The 15,961-nt window shown below is 41.7% G+C and carries 20 protein-coding genes; all 20 read left to right on the top strand.

Annotation, left to right across the window (positions count from 1 at the left end):
- Positions 1-240 precede the first annotated feature (240 nt).
- The 20 genes from NSQ70_RS10720 (at position 241) to lysA (ending at position 15,960) form a co-directional block, all read left to right on the top strand.
- Positions 241-462, top strand: a complete 222-nt coding sequence (locus NSQ70_RS10720; RefSeq protein ID WP_024718937.1) for a hypothetical protein — start codon at positions 241-243, stop codon at positions 460-462.
- Between the two features lie 111 nt (positions 463-573).
- On the top strand, positions 574-1,704 hold the full coding sequence (locus NSQ70_RS10715; RefSeq protein ID WP_024718936.1) for a S8 family peptidase: 1,131 nt from the start codon (positions 574-576) through the stop codon (positions 1,702-1,704).
- 115 nt (positions 1,705-1,819) lie between these two features.
- Entirely contained in the window at positions 1,820-2,464 is a 645-nt protein-coding gene (gene spoIIM / locus NSQ70_RS10710; protein WP_073414845.1) for a stage II sporulation protein M, read from the top strand.
- Positions 2,465-2,585: 121 nt separating this feature from the next.
- Positions 2,586-3,038 (top strand): ferric iron uptake transcriptional regulator, encoded by a 453-nt coding sequence (gene fur / locus NSQ70_RS10705; protein ID WP_003215577.1) that lies wholly within the window; start codon positions 2,586-2,588, stop codon positions 3,036-3,038.
- Positions 3,039-3,155: 117 nt separating this feature from the next.
- Entirely contained in the window at positions 3,156-3,383 is a 228-nt protein-coding gene (locus NSQ70_RS10700) for a YqzK family protein (protein WP_024718934.1), read from the top strand.
- A gap of 6 nt (positions 3,384-3,389) precedes the next feature.
- Positions 3,390-4,280: a site-specific tyrosine recombinase XerD gene (xerD, locus tag NSQ70_RS10695; protein WP_007501057.1), complete on the top strand. Its 891-nt coding sequence runs from the start codon at positions 3,390-3,392 to the stop codon at positions 4,278-4,280.
- Between the two features lie 153 nt (positions 4,281-4,433).
- Positions 4,434-5,618 (top strand): phosphopentomutase, encoded by a 1,185-nt coding sequence (gene deoB / locus NSQ70_RS10690; RefSeq protein WP_025207568.1) that lies wholly within the window; start codon positions 4,434-4,436, stop codon positions 5,616-5,618.
- A gap of 11 nt (positions 5,619-5,629) precedes the next feature.
- Positions 5,630-6,442, top strand: coding sequence for a purine-nucleoside phosphorylase (locus NSQ70_RS10685; protein WP_019743098.1), 813 nt, complete (start codon positions 5,630-5,632; stop codon positions 6,440-6,442).
- Positions 6,443-6,553: 111 nt separating this feature from the next.
- Positions 6,554-7,756: a D-alanyl-D-alanine carboxypeptidase family protein gene (locus NSQ70_RS10680; RefSeq protein WP_007501054.1), complete on the top strand. Its 1,203-nt coding sequence runs from the start codon at positions 6,554-6,556 to the stop codon at positions 7,754-7,756.
- 157 nt (positions 7,757-7,913) lie between these two features.
- Entirely contained in the window at positions 7,914-8,267 is a 354-nt protein-coding gene (gene spoIIAA, locus NSQ70_RS10675) for an anti-sigma F factor antagonist (protein ID WP_008344431.1), read from the top strand.
- A complete protein-coding gene (gene spoIIAB, locus NSQ70_RS10670) occupies positions 8,264-8,704 on the top strand; it encodes an anti-sigma F factor (RefSeq protein ID WP_007501052.1) in 441 nt (146 codons plus the stop codon). The genes spoIIAA and spoIIAB overlap by 4 nt, the downstream gene beginning before the upstream one ends.
- A gap of 12 nt (positions 8,705-8,716) precedes the next feature.
- Positions 8,717-9,484, top strand: coding sequence for an RNA polymerase sporulation sigma factor SigF (gene sigF / locus NSQ70_RS10665; RefSeq protein WP_203143422.1), 768 nt, complete (start codon positions 8,717-8,719; stop codon positions 9,482-9,484).
- A 114-nt stretch (positions 9,485-9,598) separates the two neighbouring features.
- Positions 9,599-10,219: a stage V sporulation protein AA gene (locus NSQ70_RS10660; RefSeq protein ID WP_342502156.1), complete on the top strand. Its 621-nt coding sequence runs from the start codon at positions 9,599-9,601 to the stop codon at positions 10,217-10,219.
- Entirely contained in the window at positions 10,209-10,625 is a 417-nt protein-coding gene (locus NSQ70_RS10655) for a stage V sporulation protein AB (protein ID WP_007501049.1), read from the top strand. Before NSQ70_RS10660 ends, NSQ70_RS10655 begins: the two co-directional genes overlap by 11 nt.
- A gap of 21 nt (positions 10,626-10,646) precedes the next feature.
- Positions 10,647-11,099, top strand: coding sequence for a stage V sporulation protein AC (gene spoVAC / locus NSQ70_RS10650; RefSeq protein ID WP_024718929.1), 453 nt, complete (start codon positions 10,647-10,649; stop codon positions 11,097-11,099).
- A gap of 12 nt (positions 11,100-11,111) precedes the next feature.
- Complete coding sequence (gene spoVAD / locus NSQ70_RS10645) at positions 11,112-12,128, top strand: stage V sporulation protein AD (protein ID WP_008344437.1); 1,017 nt, start codon at positions 11,112-11,114, stop codon at positions 12,126-12,128.
- Positions 12,128-12,478, top strand: a complete 351-nt coding sequence (gene spoVAE, locus NSQ70_RS10640; RefSeq protein WP_007501045.1) for a stage V sporulation protein AE — start codon at positions 12,128-12,130, stop codon at positions 12,476-12,478. The genes spoVAD and spoVAE overlap by 1 nt, the downstream gene beginning before the upstream one ends.
- A gap of 6 nt (positions 12,479-12,484) precedes the next feature.
- Positions 12,485-13,093, top strand: coding sequence for a stage V sporulation protein AE (locus NSQ70_RS10635; protein ID WP_007501044.1), 609 nt, complete (start codon positions 12,485-12,487; stop codon positions 13,091-13,093).
- Positions 13,047-14,519 carry a spore germination protein gene (locus NSQ70_RS10630; protein WP_342502155.1) on the top strand — a complete coding sequence of 491 codons (1,473 nt, stop codon included), beginning with the start codon at positions 13,047-13,049 and terminating at the stop codon, positions 14,517-14,519. Before NSQ70_RS10635 ends, NSQ70_RS10630 begins: the two co-directional genes overlap by 47 nt.
- A 115-nt stretch (positions 14,520-14,634) precedes the next feature.
- Positions 14,635-15,960, top strand: a complete 1,326-nt coding sequence (lysA, locus tag NSQ70_RS10625; protein WP_342502592.1) for a diaminopimelate decarboxylase — start codon at positions 14,635-14,637, stop codon at positions 15,958-15,960.
- Position 15,961 lies beyond the last annotated feature (1 nt).

Genomic DNA, 15,961 nt, shown 5'->3' with positions numbered 1-15,961 from the left:
AGACAAACCCTCGCATTCTTTGTCAGTCCTGCGCTCCGGTGCTCACGAATGTCAAATTCGCTCCGCGCCAGTGCTCGTTCTTCCTAGACTGCAAAGGTTTTCTATCACGCTGAAAGAAGACAAAAGGCTAAAATCAAGTACATTTTAGCCTTTTGTCAACAATTTGAGATAGACGTGTATACGTCTATCTTTTTTAGGTGCTTTCATGTATCATAACGACAACGAAAGGGGTTTTGCGAAATGGGAAAAAGCAAAGCAAAGAAAAAGAGAGAACACCTTCAAAGGCAGCACAGTCGAAATCCAGAACAATCGAGAGGAAATATACCGCATTTTAGTACACACGAAAGAAAGACAAAAACAAAACAAGAAGCCTTGCAGCATATGATGAAAAAACATAAAGGTAGGAATGCTTATGATCGCTATGAACAGGATCATAAGCATTTTTATTTTGCTTTTTTGTGACAAGTAGATCAAATAATTGGAAAAATTTTAAAAAATAGGACAAACGGTCGTTTCTTTTTGTCTAAAAATGTAGTTAAATGACAAAAAGAAATGAAAGGGAGAGTGGGTATCGTGAAGGTCAAATCATTTGGAGCAGGGCTTTGTATGGCAAGTATGCTGCTGGCATCGATGACATTCGGCGCATCAGATGTATCTGCAAAGGATCAAGCAAAAAAAGAGTATATGATCGGTTTTTCTTCTTCCGTTCAAGACAAAACACAAAAACAGCTTGTTGAAAAAGCTGGCGGTCATGTGAAAGAATCAATAGATAAAATAGATATGATGAAAGTTTCGTTGAACGAAGCATCAAAAGAAAAACTACATCAAGCAAAAGAAGTTACTTTTATTGAGGAAGACCAAAAAGCAAAAACAAGCGGTCAAAGCGTCCCTTATGGTATCAAAAGCATTAAAGCACAAAAGGTACATAAACGAGGATATGCCGGACAGAATGTCAAAGTAGCTGTTCTTGACAGTGGAATCGACGGCAAGCATGAAGATTTACATGTAACTGGTGGTGTCAGCTTTGTTCCAACAGAGTCCGATCCGCTCGTTGACCCGCATGAACACGGAACCCACGTTGCAGGCACGATCGCAGCATTAGATAATAAGGTAGGCGTCGTTGGTGTGGCACCAAAAGCTTCGATCTATGCGGTGAAAGTGGCAGATGAAAATGGTGACGGCTACTATAGCTGGATCATTAAAGGCATTGAATGGGCGATTGAGAATGAGATGGATGTCATCAATATTAGTATGGGGGGAGCAAGTGAATCGGAGGCGCTGAAAGAAGCGGTCGATCGAGCATATGACAACGGGATTCTCATTGTCGCATCTGCAGGAAATGCTGGAAGCTACGGGTCACTTAATACGATAGATTACCCGGCCAAATACAGCTCTGTCATGGCAGTCGCATCTGTGGATCAACGAAAGCAAAGAGCCTTTGATTCCTCTGTTGGGGAAGAAGTGGAAGTATCAGCACCAGGCGTTTCAACATTAAGTACCATTCCTCATAACGAATATGGATATAAGAGTGGAACGTCTATGGCATCACCTCATGTAGCTGGTGCTGCGGCAGTCATTCTATCAAAACATCCGAATCTCACAAATGATGAATTGCGTGAAAGGCTGACAAAAACGGCCACAAAACTTGGCGAACCTTTTTATTATGGGGCTGGGCTTGTGAACGTACAAAAAGCTGCACGATAAAGGAAACGAGAAAGCAGTGTGCAGCTGCTTTCTCGTTTTTCTTTTCATAAAACTGTCATGTTTCGTCTGCTCTCTCATAGAATCTAGTAACCTTTACTATTTGGGAGGAAGGCGCATGCGGAAAAAGTCTTGGAAAGAATATCTTCTTCAGCACGTGAAAGATCATTTATCAATTTATTTGTTTGTTTCTGTACTATTTTTAATGGGCGTCATTTTTGGAGCCATTATCGTCAATAGTATGACAATGAGTCAGAAAGAGGATTTATTCTACTATTTAAATCAATTTTTTGGTCAACTGACGAATGAGAAAGCAGCAGAATCAAAAGAAATGTTTTTGCAAAGCTTTTTGCATCATATGAAATATTTGGGCCTCATGTGGATACTCGGAATTTCCATCATTGGCCTGCCGCTTATTTTTCTGATGATCTTTTTAAAAGGGATTGTAGTTGGGTTTACTGTCGGTTTTTTGGTCAATCAAATGGGGCTTAGCGGTTTTTTTCTATCTTTTGTCTCGGTGCTTCCTCAAAATATCTTGCTCATTCCTGCGTATTTAGTGATCGGAACTTGTGCGATTGCGTTCTCCATTCGTTTAATTGGTCAGCTTTTTATGAAAAAAACCATCAGTCAAGCGCCAATCCATTGGTTTGGCCGGTATGCTTCTGTTCTACTGATGATTTTAACCCTCGCTGCTCTTTCGTCCTTCTTTGAATCATACTTATCATTCATGTTGATGAAAAAGCTGGCAGGTGTTCTGTTTTGATGATTTTATAATCGTTATTAAATAATAATCAATTTATTTATCAATTTAAAATGATTATAGTTGGCTCTCTGCACATCATTTGATATAATGATCAAGTAATGTGGCGTAGGAGGGAAAGTCAATGGAAAATCGGATTGATCGAATTAAGAAACAGCTTCATTCTTCCAGCTATAAGCTCACGCCACAGCGTGAAGCAACAGTAAGAGTACTGCTTGAGAATGAAGAAGACCATTTAAGTGCAGAAGATGTATACCTCCTCGTAAAAGAGAAGTCTCCTGAAATTGGTCTTGCTACTGTTTATCGGACGTTAGAATTGCTTACTGAACTGAAAGTTGTTGATAAAATTAACTTTGGAGACGGCGTTTCGCGATATGATCTTCGCAAAGAAGGAGCCGCTCACTTCCATCACCATCTTGTCTGTATGGAATGCGGAACAGTCGATGAGATAGAAGATGATTTATTAGAAGATGTTGAAGAAATTATTGAACGCGACTGGAAATTTAAAATTAAGGATCATAGATTGACATTCCATGGTATTTGCCACCGGTGTCATGATGATGAATCCGGCAAATAATCCGAATTGGAACCTTTTCATTCAAAATGAAAAGGTTTTTTGCATGTTCGCTGTATATTCCTTGTCCCACCTGGCATATGCTGAAGTAATGAGAACACGAGAAAGGACATGAAGAACATGCGAAAATGGCTCAAAACAACAGGTGAAGTAATGAAAGTATTTATCTTGTTCACTGGTTTTACCGTCCTGTTCTATTATGCTATGATATGGATAAATTCAGAATATGAAAGCTATCATCGTTATGATAAACCAGAAGGTGCAGCGATAAAAGTGATGGAAATGGATCAGCCGAAACAAGACAGGTGGCAGGATCGATTGATTTATTTTTATCAAAACGGGGAGTAGAAACTATTGAAGGATCAATTATCCGACTTTATTCATTTTATGACAGTAGAGAGAGGACTCTCTGAAAATACCATTGTCTCTTATAAAAGAGATTTACAGAACTATTTGTCTTTTTTAATGACGCATGAACAATTGACAGATGTAAAAGACGTCACACGCCTTCATATTATTCATTATTTAAAACAGTTAAAAGACGAGGGGAAATCGAGTAAAACGTCCGTCCGTCATCTATCATCGATACGCTCCTTTCATCAATTTTTGCTCCGTGAAAAAGTGACAACAGATGACCCGTCATGGAACATTGAATCACAAAAAACAGAGCGGAAATTACCGAAAGTTCTATCATTAGATGAGGTAGAAAAGCTGCTCGATACACCTAAGCAGCAAACACCATTTGACTACCGTGACAAAGCCATGCTCGAACTTTTATATGCAACAGGTATTCGCGTAAGTGAAATGCTTGATCTGACTCTTGCAGATGTGCATCTGACCATGGGGTTTATCCGCTGTTTTGGAAAAGGAAGAAAAGAGCGAATCGTGCCTATTGGTGAAGCTGCTGCAAGTGCGATTGAAGTGTATATAGAAAAAGGCAGAAACAAGCTGCTCAAAAAACAGCCGGCCGATGCTTTATTTCTGAATCATCACGGAAAAAAAATGTCGCGGCAGGGCTTTTGGAAGAACTTAAAGAAACGAGCCATAGAAGCAGGTATTCAAAAAGAACTGACGCCTCATACGCTCAGACATTCATTTGCGACACATTTGCTTGAAAACGGTGCGGATCTTAGAGCCGTACAGGAAATGCTCGGACATGCCGATATTTCTACTACACAAATTTACACACATGTCACAAAAACAAGATTAAAAGACGTGTATCACAAATTCCATCCAAGGGCATAAGTAAAGCATGGCACGGTGAACGTGTATCATGCTTTTTTATGTTTGGACCGTTTATGGTTGTCAATTGACTTGAAAACGGTTTATACTTGAGATGTCTGACCTCTCCAGTTGTGAAAGGTGAAAGGACAAGAATATTGAAGGAGGCGCTTTTTTATGCCTGATTATCAGTATAAACGTATTTTCCTCATTGTGATGGATTCAGTAGGAATCGGGGAAGCACCTGATGCTGCTGATTTTAATGATGTAGGTGCAGATACACTTGGACATATTGCTGAAAAAATGAACGGGCTTCATATGCCGAATATGGCGAAGCTTGGGCTAAGTCATATTAAAGAAATTAAAGGAATTCCAGCGGACGAAAAACCGCTTGCGTATTATGGGAAAATGCAAGAAGCATCCAACGGGAAAGACACAATGACAGGGCATTGGGAAATCATGGGTCTTTACATCGACACACCATTTAAAGTCTTTCCAGACGGCTTTCCAGATGAACTGTTAAATGAATTAAAAGAAAAAACAGGGCGCGGCATCATTGGAAATAAACCAGCGTCTGGTACAGAAATTCTGGATGAGCTTGGCGAAGAGCATATGAAAACAGGCGATTTAATCGTTTATACTTCAGCAGATTCTGTGCTGCAAATTGCTGCACACGAAGAAGTTGTGCCATTAGACGAACTTTACCGCATTTGCGAAATCGCACGTGAACTGACTTTAGATGAAAAATATATGGTAGGGCGCATCATCGCTCGTCCATTTGTCGGGGAGCCGGGGGCATTTGTTAGAACACCAAATCGTCATGACTATGCATTAAAACCATTCGACCGTACCGTCATGAATGAATTGAAAGATGATGGACTTGATGTCATTGCGATCGGAAAAATCTCTGATATTTATGATGGTGAAGGAATCACCTCTTCACTCAGAACGAAATCCAACATGGATGGAATGGACAAGCTAGTGGAGACGCTGAAAACAGACTTTACTGGGCTGAGCTTCTTAAATCTTGTCGACTTTGATGCGCTTTATGGACATAGAAGAGATCCAGAAGGCTACGGTAAGGCACTAGAGGAATTTGACGCACGTCTACCTGAAGTGTTTGATCTATTAAAAGAGGATGATCTGCTTGTGATCACAGCAGATCACGGAAATGACCCGGTTCATCACGGAACAGATCATACAAGAGAATACGTTCCGCTTATTGCTTACAGCAAAAAGCATCAAGAAGCGAATGAGCTGCCAACAGCGAAAACATTTGCTGATCTTGGGGCAACGGTAGCAGATAATTTCAAATCAACGCTGCCAAAATACGGAACAAGCTTTTTATCTAAACTCAAATAGGGGGAAATCACGTGGGAGCACAGTTTTCAGAAGCGGCGGCATATATTAAACAAGCATCGACATATGTACCAACAGTTGGATTGATTTTAGGTTCAGGTCTTGGCATTTTAGCAGATGAGATTGAAAATCCAATCAAATTGAAATATGAAGATATTCCTGGATTCCCTGTTTCAACAGTAGAAGGGCATGCAGGCCAGCTCGTCATTGGAACGCTGAAAGGCACGGTCGTTTGTGCCATGCAAGGACGTTTCCATTACTATGAAGGGTATGATATGAAGCAGGTGACATTTCCTGTCCGTGTGATGAAAGAAATCGGCATTGAGACATGTATTGTGACAAATGCAGCGGGCGGTGTGAATACGTCCTTCCATCCTGGCGATCTTATGTTGATTACAGATCATATCAATATGATGGGAACCAATCCGTTAATTGGACCAAACGACAGTCAAGGGGTTCGTTTCCCTGATATGTCTGCACCGTATGATAAAGATTTGTTGGCACTTGCAGAGAAAACGGCTAAACATTTAGGCATATCTGTGCAGCAAGGGGTTTATGCAGGAATGACAGGCCCTTCATATGAAACACCGGCAGAGGTTCGTTTCCTCAGAACGCTTGGCGCTGATGCAGTCGGTATGTCGACTGTGCCAGAAGTGATTGTGGCACGTCATGCAGGCATAAAAGTACTTGGTATTTCATGCATCTCTAATGCGGCTTCAGGTATTTTAGATCAGCCGCTTTCTCATGATGAAGTGATCGAAGTGACGGAAAAAGTGAAAGCAAGTTTCCTTGATTTAGTGAAAGAAGTTGTCAAACAACTCTCATAGATCGTGTGAAAGAGCCTTCTGTTCATGAAACAGAGGGCTTTTTTTTATGGCAATCAAACGATCTCTGAATAAAACAGCCTTTATGAGGAAAAAATAGAAAGGATTACGATAATGGAGGTCTGCCACTTGAAACGTCATATATGTGCATTGTTTACTTTAATGATCCTTATTTCAATGGTTTCACCATCAGCGATGGCAAAAGAAAAGATTGAAAAGCCAGGAGAAAAACAAACATCAGAATTGGCGCATGAAGCCAAATCAGCAATTTTAATGGAACGTGACACGGGAAAAGTGCTTTACAACAAAAACAGTGATGAAAAGCTTGCCCCTGCAAGTATGACCAAAATCATGACGATGCTTCTCATCATGGAAGCGATGGATCAAGGGAAATTAAAAATGACTGATAAAGTAAGAACGAGCGATCATGCAGCATCTATGGGAGGCTCACAAATTTTCCTTGAACCGGGAGAAGAAATGACGGTTAAAGACATGCTAAAAGGCATTGCGATTGCGTCAGGAAACGATGCTTCAGTTGCCATGGCAGAACATATTGCTGGATCTGAAGAACAGTTTGTTGAGCAAATGAACAAAAAGGCGAAAGAGCTTGGGCTCACCTCAACGGTCTTTCAAAATCCAACAGGACTTCCTGAAAAAGATCATTACAGCACGGCTCATGATATGGCAAAAATGGCGAAAGAGCTGTTGAAATATGAAGAGATCACCAAGTTCACAGGTGTATACGAAGATTATCTTCGTCAGAACACGGATAAAAAATTCTGGCTTGTGAATACAAACCGTCTCATTAAATTTTATCCAGGTGTGGATGGGGTGAAAACAGGGTTTACAGGCGAGGCGAAATACTGTCTAACTGCATCTGCTAAAAAAGGCAACATGCGCGTGATTGCTGTTGTATTCGGCGCAAGCACACCAAAAGACAGAAATGCTCAAGTCGTCAAAATGCTGGATTACGCCTTTAGTCAATATACAACGCATCCTCTGTACAAGCGTGGTCAAGATGTAGCAGAGATCAAAGTGAGCAAAGGGAAAAAGAAAAAAATTCAGCTTGTCACGTCTGAACCGATTTCTCTGCTAACGAAAAAAGGCGAAAATGTCGATCAGATCAAAAAAGAAATTAAATTAACTCAAGATGTCACAGCCCCATTTTCAAAAGGAACGAAACTTGGCACCATCATCTTGAAAAAAGATGGAAAAGTGCTTCATGAAAGTCCTGTTGAAGCGAAAGAAGATATGGAAAAAGCCGGTGTTTGGACGTTCTTCAAACGGGCTATGGCCGAATTTGTTAAATGGAAGTAAAAGGTGAAAGACTGCTGCAACTGGCAGTCTTTTTTGCTATGAACGAAAAGAACATCTAAATGTGACGAATGATCACTAGTTTTGTCATGGTGAAGGATTTGCATGTGAAGAAAGAGAAACATTCTTTATCCGAAAATAGAGCAAGGAGGAAGAAAAGATGAGCCTTGGTATTGATTTTCAAATAAAAGAGAGCGTACTTTGCATTCGGTTGACAGGGGAGCTTGATCATCACTCCGCAGAGACATTGAGACAAAAGGTGACGAATTATTTGGAAACAGAGGACATTCGCCACATCGTGCTGAATTTAGCTGATTTATCGTTTATGGACAGCTCTGGGCTCGGAGTGATTTTAGGAAGATACAAAGAAATTAAACAGCTTGGCGGTGAAATGGTCGTCTGTGCGATCTCGCCAGCGGTGAACCGTTTATTTGATATGTCCGGCTTGTTTAAAATTATTCGTATGGAGCCTTCAGAGCAAACTGCGCTGCAAACATTGGGGGTGGCATCATGACAAATGAAATGAATCTGACTTTTTCTGCTTTAAGTCAAAACGAATCCTTTGCGAGAGTAACGGTGGCAGCATTCATTGCTCAGCTTGATCCAACATTAGATGAGCTAACAGAAATCAAAACCGTTGTATCAGAGGCGGTCACGAACTCGATCATTCACGGGTATGACGGGAATCCAGACGGCAAGGTGCACATTAGCGTCACGCTGGATGACCATATTGTGTATCTGACGATTCGAGACGAAGGTATGGGCATTTCAGATCTTGAGGAAGCAAGACAGCCGCTTTTTACGACGAAACCAGACTTAGAGCGCTCCGGGATGGGTTTTACGATCATGGAGAACTTTATGGATGATGTCATGGTGGACTCATCTCCAGAAATGGGCACAACAATCCGCTTAACAAAGCATCTATCAAAAAGCAAAGCGCTTTGTAATTAAGGAGCTGCTCATATGGATGTGGAGGTAAAAAAGCAAGCAAAAAAAGCACAGCTGTCTAATGATGAAGTGAAACAGCTCATCAAAAAAAGCCAAGACGGAGATCAACAAGCAAGAGACCTCCTCGTAGAAAAAAACATGCGTCTTGTTTGGTCCGTTGTTCAGCGCTTTTTAAATAGAGGATATGAACCAGATGATCTGTTCCAAATAGGCTGTATTGGCCTGCTGAAATCTGTTGATAAATTTGATTTGTCTTATGATGTGAAGTTTTCGACGTATGCCGTTCCAATGATCATTGGTGAAATTCAGCGTTTCATTCGTGATGATGGAACCGTCAAAGTCAGCAGGTCTTTAAAGGAAATTGGAAATAAAATCAGGCGGGCAAGGGACGAATTGTCTAAATCTCATGGCAGAATGCCGACTGTTCAGGAAATCGCTGAATATCTGGACATCACACCTGAGGATGTCGTCCTTGCTCAAGAAGCGGTCCGCTCACCATCATCTATTCATGAAACCGTGTATGAAAATGACGGCGATCCGATTACGTTGCTCGATCAAATTGCCGATCATTCCGAAGAAAGATGGTTTGATAAAATTGCGCTAAAAGAGGCGATTAAAGAATTAGAAGAGCGTGAGAAACTGATTGTCTATTTAAGGTATTATAAAGACCAAACACAATCAGAAGTAGCAGAAAGACTCGGAATTTCCCAAGTGCAAGTCTCACGGCTTGAAAAGAAGATTTTAAAACAAATCCAAATGCAAATGGATCAAAAAGACAGCTAGCCAATTCGGCTGGCTTTTTTTGTGTGGTAATTACCGGTAAATCAAGTTCTTTCAGTATGAGAACCATTTTTCACCACATACTATTTTTAACCCATCGTATAGGAAGTGACTTGGATGGACGGACAAATCTTTATTCGGCTGCGTCATCGGATTAAGACTGGTAATGATCAGCTTATTTATTTAGAGGATATCGCCCAAATCACTGGAGATGACAGTGCTGTGCAAAAGCTGAGCAAAATGCCGATATACCATGTCAGCAAAAAGGATCGTCACATCGTTGTGTTAGATATCATGCATGTGGTCAAAACGATCAAAAAAACATGGCCTGACATCGACATTCAAACGGTTGGAGGGTCAGAGGCCATTGTTGAAATTGAAACAGGCAAACGCCAACTGTCCCCCGTATTATTCGTGTTTGTATGGCTCCTCTTATTTGTCGGAGCGGCCCTTGCCATCATGAATTTCCATGAGGATGTTAGTATGCGGCTTGTTCATATCCGCCTTTACGAGATGATTACTGGAAACACGGTTGAGCATCCGTATTTATTACAAATTCCATATAGCTTTGGACTCGGTTTTGGCATGATTTTATTTTTCAATCATGTGTTTAAAAAGCGTTTAAACGAAGAGCCAAGCCCGCTTGAAGTGGAAATGTTTAAATATCAGCTCGATCTTGATCATTATGTCGCACTCAATGAAAACAAAGAAACATTGAAAGATATCCATGATCGGTAAATGGCTTTTTGTGGTGCTTGTTGGGCTCGGCGGCGGTTTAACGGTAGGGGCAGGATTTGTGGCGTTTCTCACAGTGCTTGGTATTATCCCTCGATTAATGCAATTAACGAAAACGCAGCGTTTTATTCAAGGATATGAGGCTGCCGTGATAAGTGGAGCGGTCGTTGGCGGCTGGGCTACTTTAAGTCAAGTCCATTTGCATTTATCCAAATGGCTGGCGCTACCGATCGGTCTTTTATCTGGCATTTTTGTCGGCATGCTTGCTGCCGCACTCACTGAAGTGTTAAATGTACTTCCTATCTTAACGAAAAGAATTGGAATGGACGGGAAAATTGTGCTGCTGCTCATGGCCATCGTCTTAGGAAAGGTGTTTGGCTCGCTATTTCATTGGCTTATTTATATTTAAAAAATGTGGAGGGAACAACACGTGTCAAGTTTAAAAGAGAATTATCCATCTAAAGTGAAAACGTATCAGCCGAAACCTCCTTATGTACTGAACTGCATCAAGGCTTTTCTTGTCGGCGGTTTGATTTGTGCGATAGGCGAGGGATTGCAAAATTTCTATATTACTTTTTTTGATTTTAATGAGAAGACAGCAGGGAATCCAACGGTGGCGACCCTTATTTTAATTTCTTCTATTTTAACTGGTATTGGTATTTACGATAAAATCGGCCAGTTTGCTGGAGCGGGATCAGCTGTCCCGGTGACAGGATTTGCAAACAGCATGACAAGTGCGGCTCTTGAGCATAAAAGTGAAGGGCTTGTGTTAGGTGTAGCGACCAACATGTTTAAACTGGCTGGGAACGTCATTGTGTTTGGTGTCGTCTCGGCATATGTCGTAGGGATTATTCGATACGTCTTGGAAAAGATGTTTTCGTAGGAGGAATAAAACGTGAAACTAACAGGTAAGCAATCTTGGGTATTTGAACACAAGCTTTATGTGAATGCGGAAGGAACAGCTGCAGGACCGAAAGAAAAAGAAGGCCCAATCGGTCATCTCATTGATAAAACCTATGATGAAATGCACTGTTATCAAAAGAACTGGGAAATGGCTGAAAGGCAGCTCATGGATGATGCCATATCAATGGCCTTATCAAAAGCGAATTTGCAAAAAAGTGATATTGACCTTTTGCTGGCAGGAGATTTACTAAACCAAAACGTGACAGCCAACTATGTGGCAAGAGAACTCAAAATCCCGTTTCTTTGTTTATTTGGTGCCTGCTCCACATCTATGGAATCAGTCGCCATTGCCTCAGCGTTAGTAGATGGAGGGTTTGCCAATAGAGCACTTGCTGCGACAAGCAGTCACAATGCGACGGCAGAGCGGCAATTTCGTAATCCAACAGAATATGGCGGGCAAAAACCAGATACAGCCACAAGTACAGTGACAGGGAGCGGTGCTGTCGTCATCAGCCAAGAACCTTCCCAAATTCAAATTACAAGTGCTACCGTCGGACGGGTGATGGATCTTGGGATTACAGATCCATTTGATATGGGTTCGGCTATGGCGCCTGCAGCGGCAGACACAATCAAACAACATTTAGAAGACTTAGGAAGAACAGTAGATGATTATGATCTTATCTTAACAGGAGATCTATCTGGAATTGGATCGCCTATTTTAAAGGATCTTCTGAAAGAAGATGGCATTCAGCTTGGGCGGAAGCATGATGATTGCGGATTAATCATATACACACCTGATCAAAATGTATTCGCTGGAGGCAGCGGCTGTGCCTGCTCAGCTGTCGTGACATTCAGTCACATCTTTCAAGAAATGAAAGCAGGGAATTTGCAAAGAGTATTGGTTGTAGCAACCGGGGCGCTTCTCAGCCCAATGATGGTTCAGCAAAAAGAGACCATTCCAACCATTGCGCACGGAGTGGTATTTGAGCGTGCAGGAGGAGAAAGCTAATGGATTATTTGATTGCTTTTGTTGCAGGCGGACTGATTTGCGTGATCGGCCAGCTTTTACTTGATGTACTGAAACTCACACCGGCACATGTCATGACGACCTTTGTTGTGGCGGGGACGATTTTAGACGGGTTTGGTATTTATGATAAATTTATTGAATTTGCAGGAGCGGGTGCTACCGTTCCTATCGTAAGCTTTGGTCATAGCTTGCTTCATGGGGCGATGCATCAGGCCGATGTCCACGGATTTATTGGAATCGGAATTGGGATTTTTGAGTTAACCTCTGCTGGAATATCAGCTGCAATTTTATTTTCATTTATCATTGCACTTATCTTTAAACCGAAAGGATAACCTAATATGGGGCAAAGACGCAAAGTCATTTTAGTGACAGACGGAGATATATATGCTGCCAAAACGATTGAGCTTGTCGCAAAGAAAGTCGGCGGAAGATGTATTTCCAGCTCAAAAGGGAATCCGAGCAAACGAACAGGACCAGAACTGGTCCAGATGATTTTAAAAACGCCGTATGACCCAGTGTTTGTCATGTTTGATGATTCTGGCTTAACAGGTGAAGGAACAGGGGAGACGGCTATGAAGCACGTAGCACGTCACCCTGAAATTGAAGTGATTGGCGCCATTGCAGTGGCATCTAAAACCCATCAAGCGGAATGGACAAAGGTACATGTCTCCATTGACCGGGAAGGTGAACTGACAGAATACGGCGTTGACAAACATGGACTTCCAGAAATGGAACCACACAAAATGAGTGGAGATACAGTGTATTGTCTCGATTCACTACAGCTTCCGATTGTTGTCGGCATTGGAGATATTGGCAAGATGGGACGGAAAGATGATCTAAGCAAAGGGTCCCCCATCACAATGAAGGCAGTCGAATTAATTTTAGAAAGGAGCGGTTTCCATGAAGAAAGACAAGGTGCACGTGTACCGAGATCCGAAGAAAAATGAAGATTTTTTCAAAGACAATGTCGGGATGGGTCTCAGCTTTGACCTTGGCGTTCGGAAAATTTATGTCCATGATCAGGAAATCCAGCTTTACTATGTAAATGGATTATGTGATACACAATATGTGATCTATTTATTAAAAGAATTGATTGAAATCAATGACAACGAACCTGAATCAGATGATCTTGCACGTGTGGTAGAAAACCGTCTTGTCAATCAGCAAGTCTCAAAAGTTGAAACGCTTGATGAAGCAGTGGATCAAGTGTTGTCTGGACTTGTGGCAGTCGTTGTCGAAGGTGAAAATTACTCATTTATTATTGACGTCAGGAGTTACCCTGGCAGAATGCCGGAGGAACCGGATACAGAAAAGGTTGTCAGAGGTGCAAGAGACGGCTTTGTTGAAAACATCATTGTGAACACAGCACTCATTCGCAGAAGAGTGCGGGATGAAAAACTGCGATACAAAATGCTTAAAGTAGGCGAGCGTTCTAAAGCGGACGTCTGTGTTTGTTATATTGAAGACATAGCTGACCCTGATCTTGTTGATATTATCGAAAAAGAAGTGTCTGGGATTAAAGTTGACGGACTGACGATGTCTGATAAAACAATAGAAGAATTTATCATTAAGCAAGGATATAATCCCTTCCCGCTTGTGCGATACACCGAGCGCCCAGATGTAGCCGCTAACCATATATTAGAAGGGCATGTCATCATCATTACGGATACATCTCCTAGTGTCATCATTACACCAACCACTATTTTTCATCACGTTCAACATGCTGAAGAATACCGCCAGGCGCCAGCAGTTGGGACTTTTTTAAGATGGGTGCGTTTTTTAGGCATCTTATGTTCTACTTTTCTTTTGCCGATCTGGTTTCTTTTTATTCTAGAACCGAATCTTCTGCCAGACAATCTAAGCTATATTGGATTTAACAAACCTTCTCATATCCCTGTCATTCTCCAAGTATTCCTTGCTGATTTTGGGGTGGAATTTTTACGAATGGCGGCGATTCATACGCCGACCGCCTTGTCGACTGCTATGGGTTTGATTGCAGCCGTATTAATTGGACAAATTGCAATTGATGTCGGTTTATTTACACCAGAGGTCATATTATACGTCTCGCTAGCAGCCATCGGTACATTCACCACTCCAAGTTATGAACTGAGTGTCGCTAATAAAATCATCCGACTGATCATATTAGCACTAGTAGCGATCTTTAAGCTGAATGGACTGATCATCGGTTTTACGCTGTTACTTATTTACTTAACATCCATTCGTTCCTTACAGACGCCTTATATGTGGCCGTTCATTCCTTTTAATGGAAAGGCTTTATGGCAAGTGCTCATTCGGACGTCTGTTCCTGGCTCAAAAGTAAGGCCAAGCATCGTTCACCCTCAGAACAGATCAAAAATTCCGCCAAATTCTTAACGCTCGTTGAAAGTGGCTGAAGATTGTGATATTGTATTTTTAACTTTGAGAAACGGCAAAAGGCAGCTTGTGCAGCTGTCTTTTTTCAGCCGAGGCGGAGAAAGAGGGAATGACATTGTATTTACACGGCACTTGCAGACAAAATGAACTCGGACATTTAGAAATTGGTGGTGTTGATGCCGTTTCTTTAGCTGAAACGTATGGGACACCACTTTATGTATATGATGTGGCTTTAATACGGGAGCGTGCAAAAAGCTTTCAGAAAGCATTTATTGAAGAAGAACTAAAGGCTCAGGTGGCATATGCGAGTAAGGCGTTTTCTTCTATTGCCATGTTCCAGCTGGCAAAAGAAGAAGGCTTATCACTTGATGTCGTTTCAGGCGGGGAGCTGCACACAGCCATTTGTGCCGGGTTTCCAGTAGAAAAAATTCATTTCCATGGTAACAACAAAAGCAGAGAAGAATTAAAGATGGCATTAGCGTATGGAATCGGCTGTATTGTTGTTGATAATTTCTATGAAATCAACCTCATTGAACAGCTTGGGCAAGAGCTATCAAAACAGGTGAAAGTACTCCTCCGCATCACGCCGGGCGTTGAAGCACATACGCATGACTATATTACAACAGGTCAAGAAGATTCAAAATTCGGTTTTGATCTTCATAATGGACAAGCAGACGAAGCGGTCAAACAAGTACTTGAATCAGAAGTGATCGAGCTTTTAGGTGTCCACTGTCATATCGGCTCTCAAATCTTTGATACAGCTGGTTTTGTCCTTGCGGCAGATAAGATTTTCTTGAAGCTAGATGAATGGAGAGAATCATTTGGATTTATTTCCACAGTGCTAAACTTAGGCGGAGGCTTTGGCATCCGTTATACAGAAGAGGACGAACCACTTCCAGCAACTGAATACGTGGAGAAAATTATTCAAGCGGTGAAAGAAAATGTAGCCCGCTATGAATTTGAGATGCCTGAAATTTGGATTGAGCCAGGCCGCTCCCTTGTTGGAGATGCTGGAACCACTCTTTATACGATCGGCTCATCAAAACATGTACCTGGCATTCGCGATTATGTAGCCATTGACGGCGGAATGAGTGATAACATTCGACCTGCTTTATATCAAGCAAAATATGAAGCAGCGAGCGCCAATAAAATGAGTCAAACGCATGATCAAACTGTGTCCATTGCAGGCAAATGCTGTGAAAGTGGAGATATGCTCATTTGGGATATTGATCTGCCAGAGTTATCACAGGGAGACTTGTTAGCTGTCTTTTGTACAGGAGCTTATGGCTACAGCATGTCAAACAACTATAACCGCATCCCGCGCCCGGCTGTAGTATTTGTAGAAGATGGGGAAGCGCAGCTTGTCGTTGAGCGTGAGACATATGAGGACATTGTCAAATTGGATTTACCTTATCAATCAAAAGTGAAATCATCGACTTAAA

It is taken from the genome of Bacillus sp. FSL R5-0397 (assembly GCF_038593395.1).
GTDB lineage: Bacteria > Bacillota > Bacilli > Bacillales > Bacillaceae > Bacillus > Bacillus altitudinis.
Note: the sequence above shows the minus strand (reverse complement) of the source record. Positions and strands in the feature narration are given on the sequence as shown.

Coding starts and splice junctions, on each gene's coding strand:
- NSQ70_RS10720 (WP_024718937.1), top strand. CDS start 241: ATGGGAAAAAGCAAAGCAAAGAAAAAGAGAGAACACCTTCAAAGGCAG.
- spoIIM (WP_073414845.1), top strand. CDS start 1,820: ATGCGGAAAAAGTCTTGGAAAGAATATCTTCTTCAGCACGTGAAAGAT.
- fur (WP_003215577.1), top strand. CDS start 2,586: ATGGAAAATCGGATTGATCGAATTAAGAAACAGCTTCATTCTTCCAGC.
- NSQ70_RS10700 (WP_024718934.1), top strand. CDS start 3,156: ATGCGAAAATGGCTCAAAACAACAGGTGAAGTAATGAAAGTATTTATC.
- deoB (WP_025207568.1), top strand. CDS start 4,434: ATGCCTGATTATCAGTATAAACGTATTTTCCTCATTGTGATGGATTCA.
- NSQ70_RS10680 (WP_007501054.1), top strand. CDS start 6,554: ATGGAGGTCTGCCACTTGAAACGTCATATATGTGCATTGTTTACTTTA.
- spoIIAA (WP_008344431.1), top strand. CDS start 7,914: ATGAGCCTTGGTATTGATTTTCAAATAAAAGAGAGCGTACTTTGCATT.
- spoIIAB (WP_007501052.1), top strand. CDS start 8,264: ATGACAAATGAAATGAATCTGACTTTTTCTGCTTTAAGTCAAAACGAA.
- sigF (WP_203143422.1), top strand. CDS start 8,717: ATGGATGTGGAGGTAAAAAAGCAAGCAAAAAAAGCACAGCTGTCTAAT.
- NSQ70_RS10660 (WP_342502156.1), top strand. CDS start 9,599: ATGGACGGACAAATCTTTATTCGGCTGCGTCATCGGATTAAGACTGGT.
- NSQ70_RS10655 (WP_007501049.1), top strand. CDS start 10,209: ATGATCGGTAAATGGCTTTTTGTGGTGCTTGTTGGGCTCGGCGGCGGT.
- spoVAE (WP_007501045.1), top strand. CDS start 12,128: ATGGATTATTTGATTGCTTTTGTTGCAGGCGGACTGATTTGCGTGATC.
- NSQ70_RS10635 (WP_007501044.1), top strand. CDS start 12,485: ATGGGGCAAAGACGCAAAGTCATTTTAGTGACAGACGGAGATATATAT.
- NSQ70_RS10630 (WP_342502155.1), top strand. CDS start 13,047: ATGAAGAAAGACAAGGTGCACGTGTACCGAGATCCGAAGAAAAATGAA.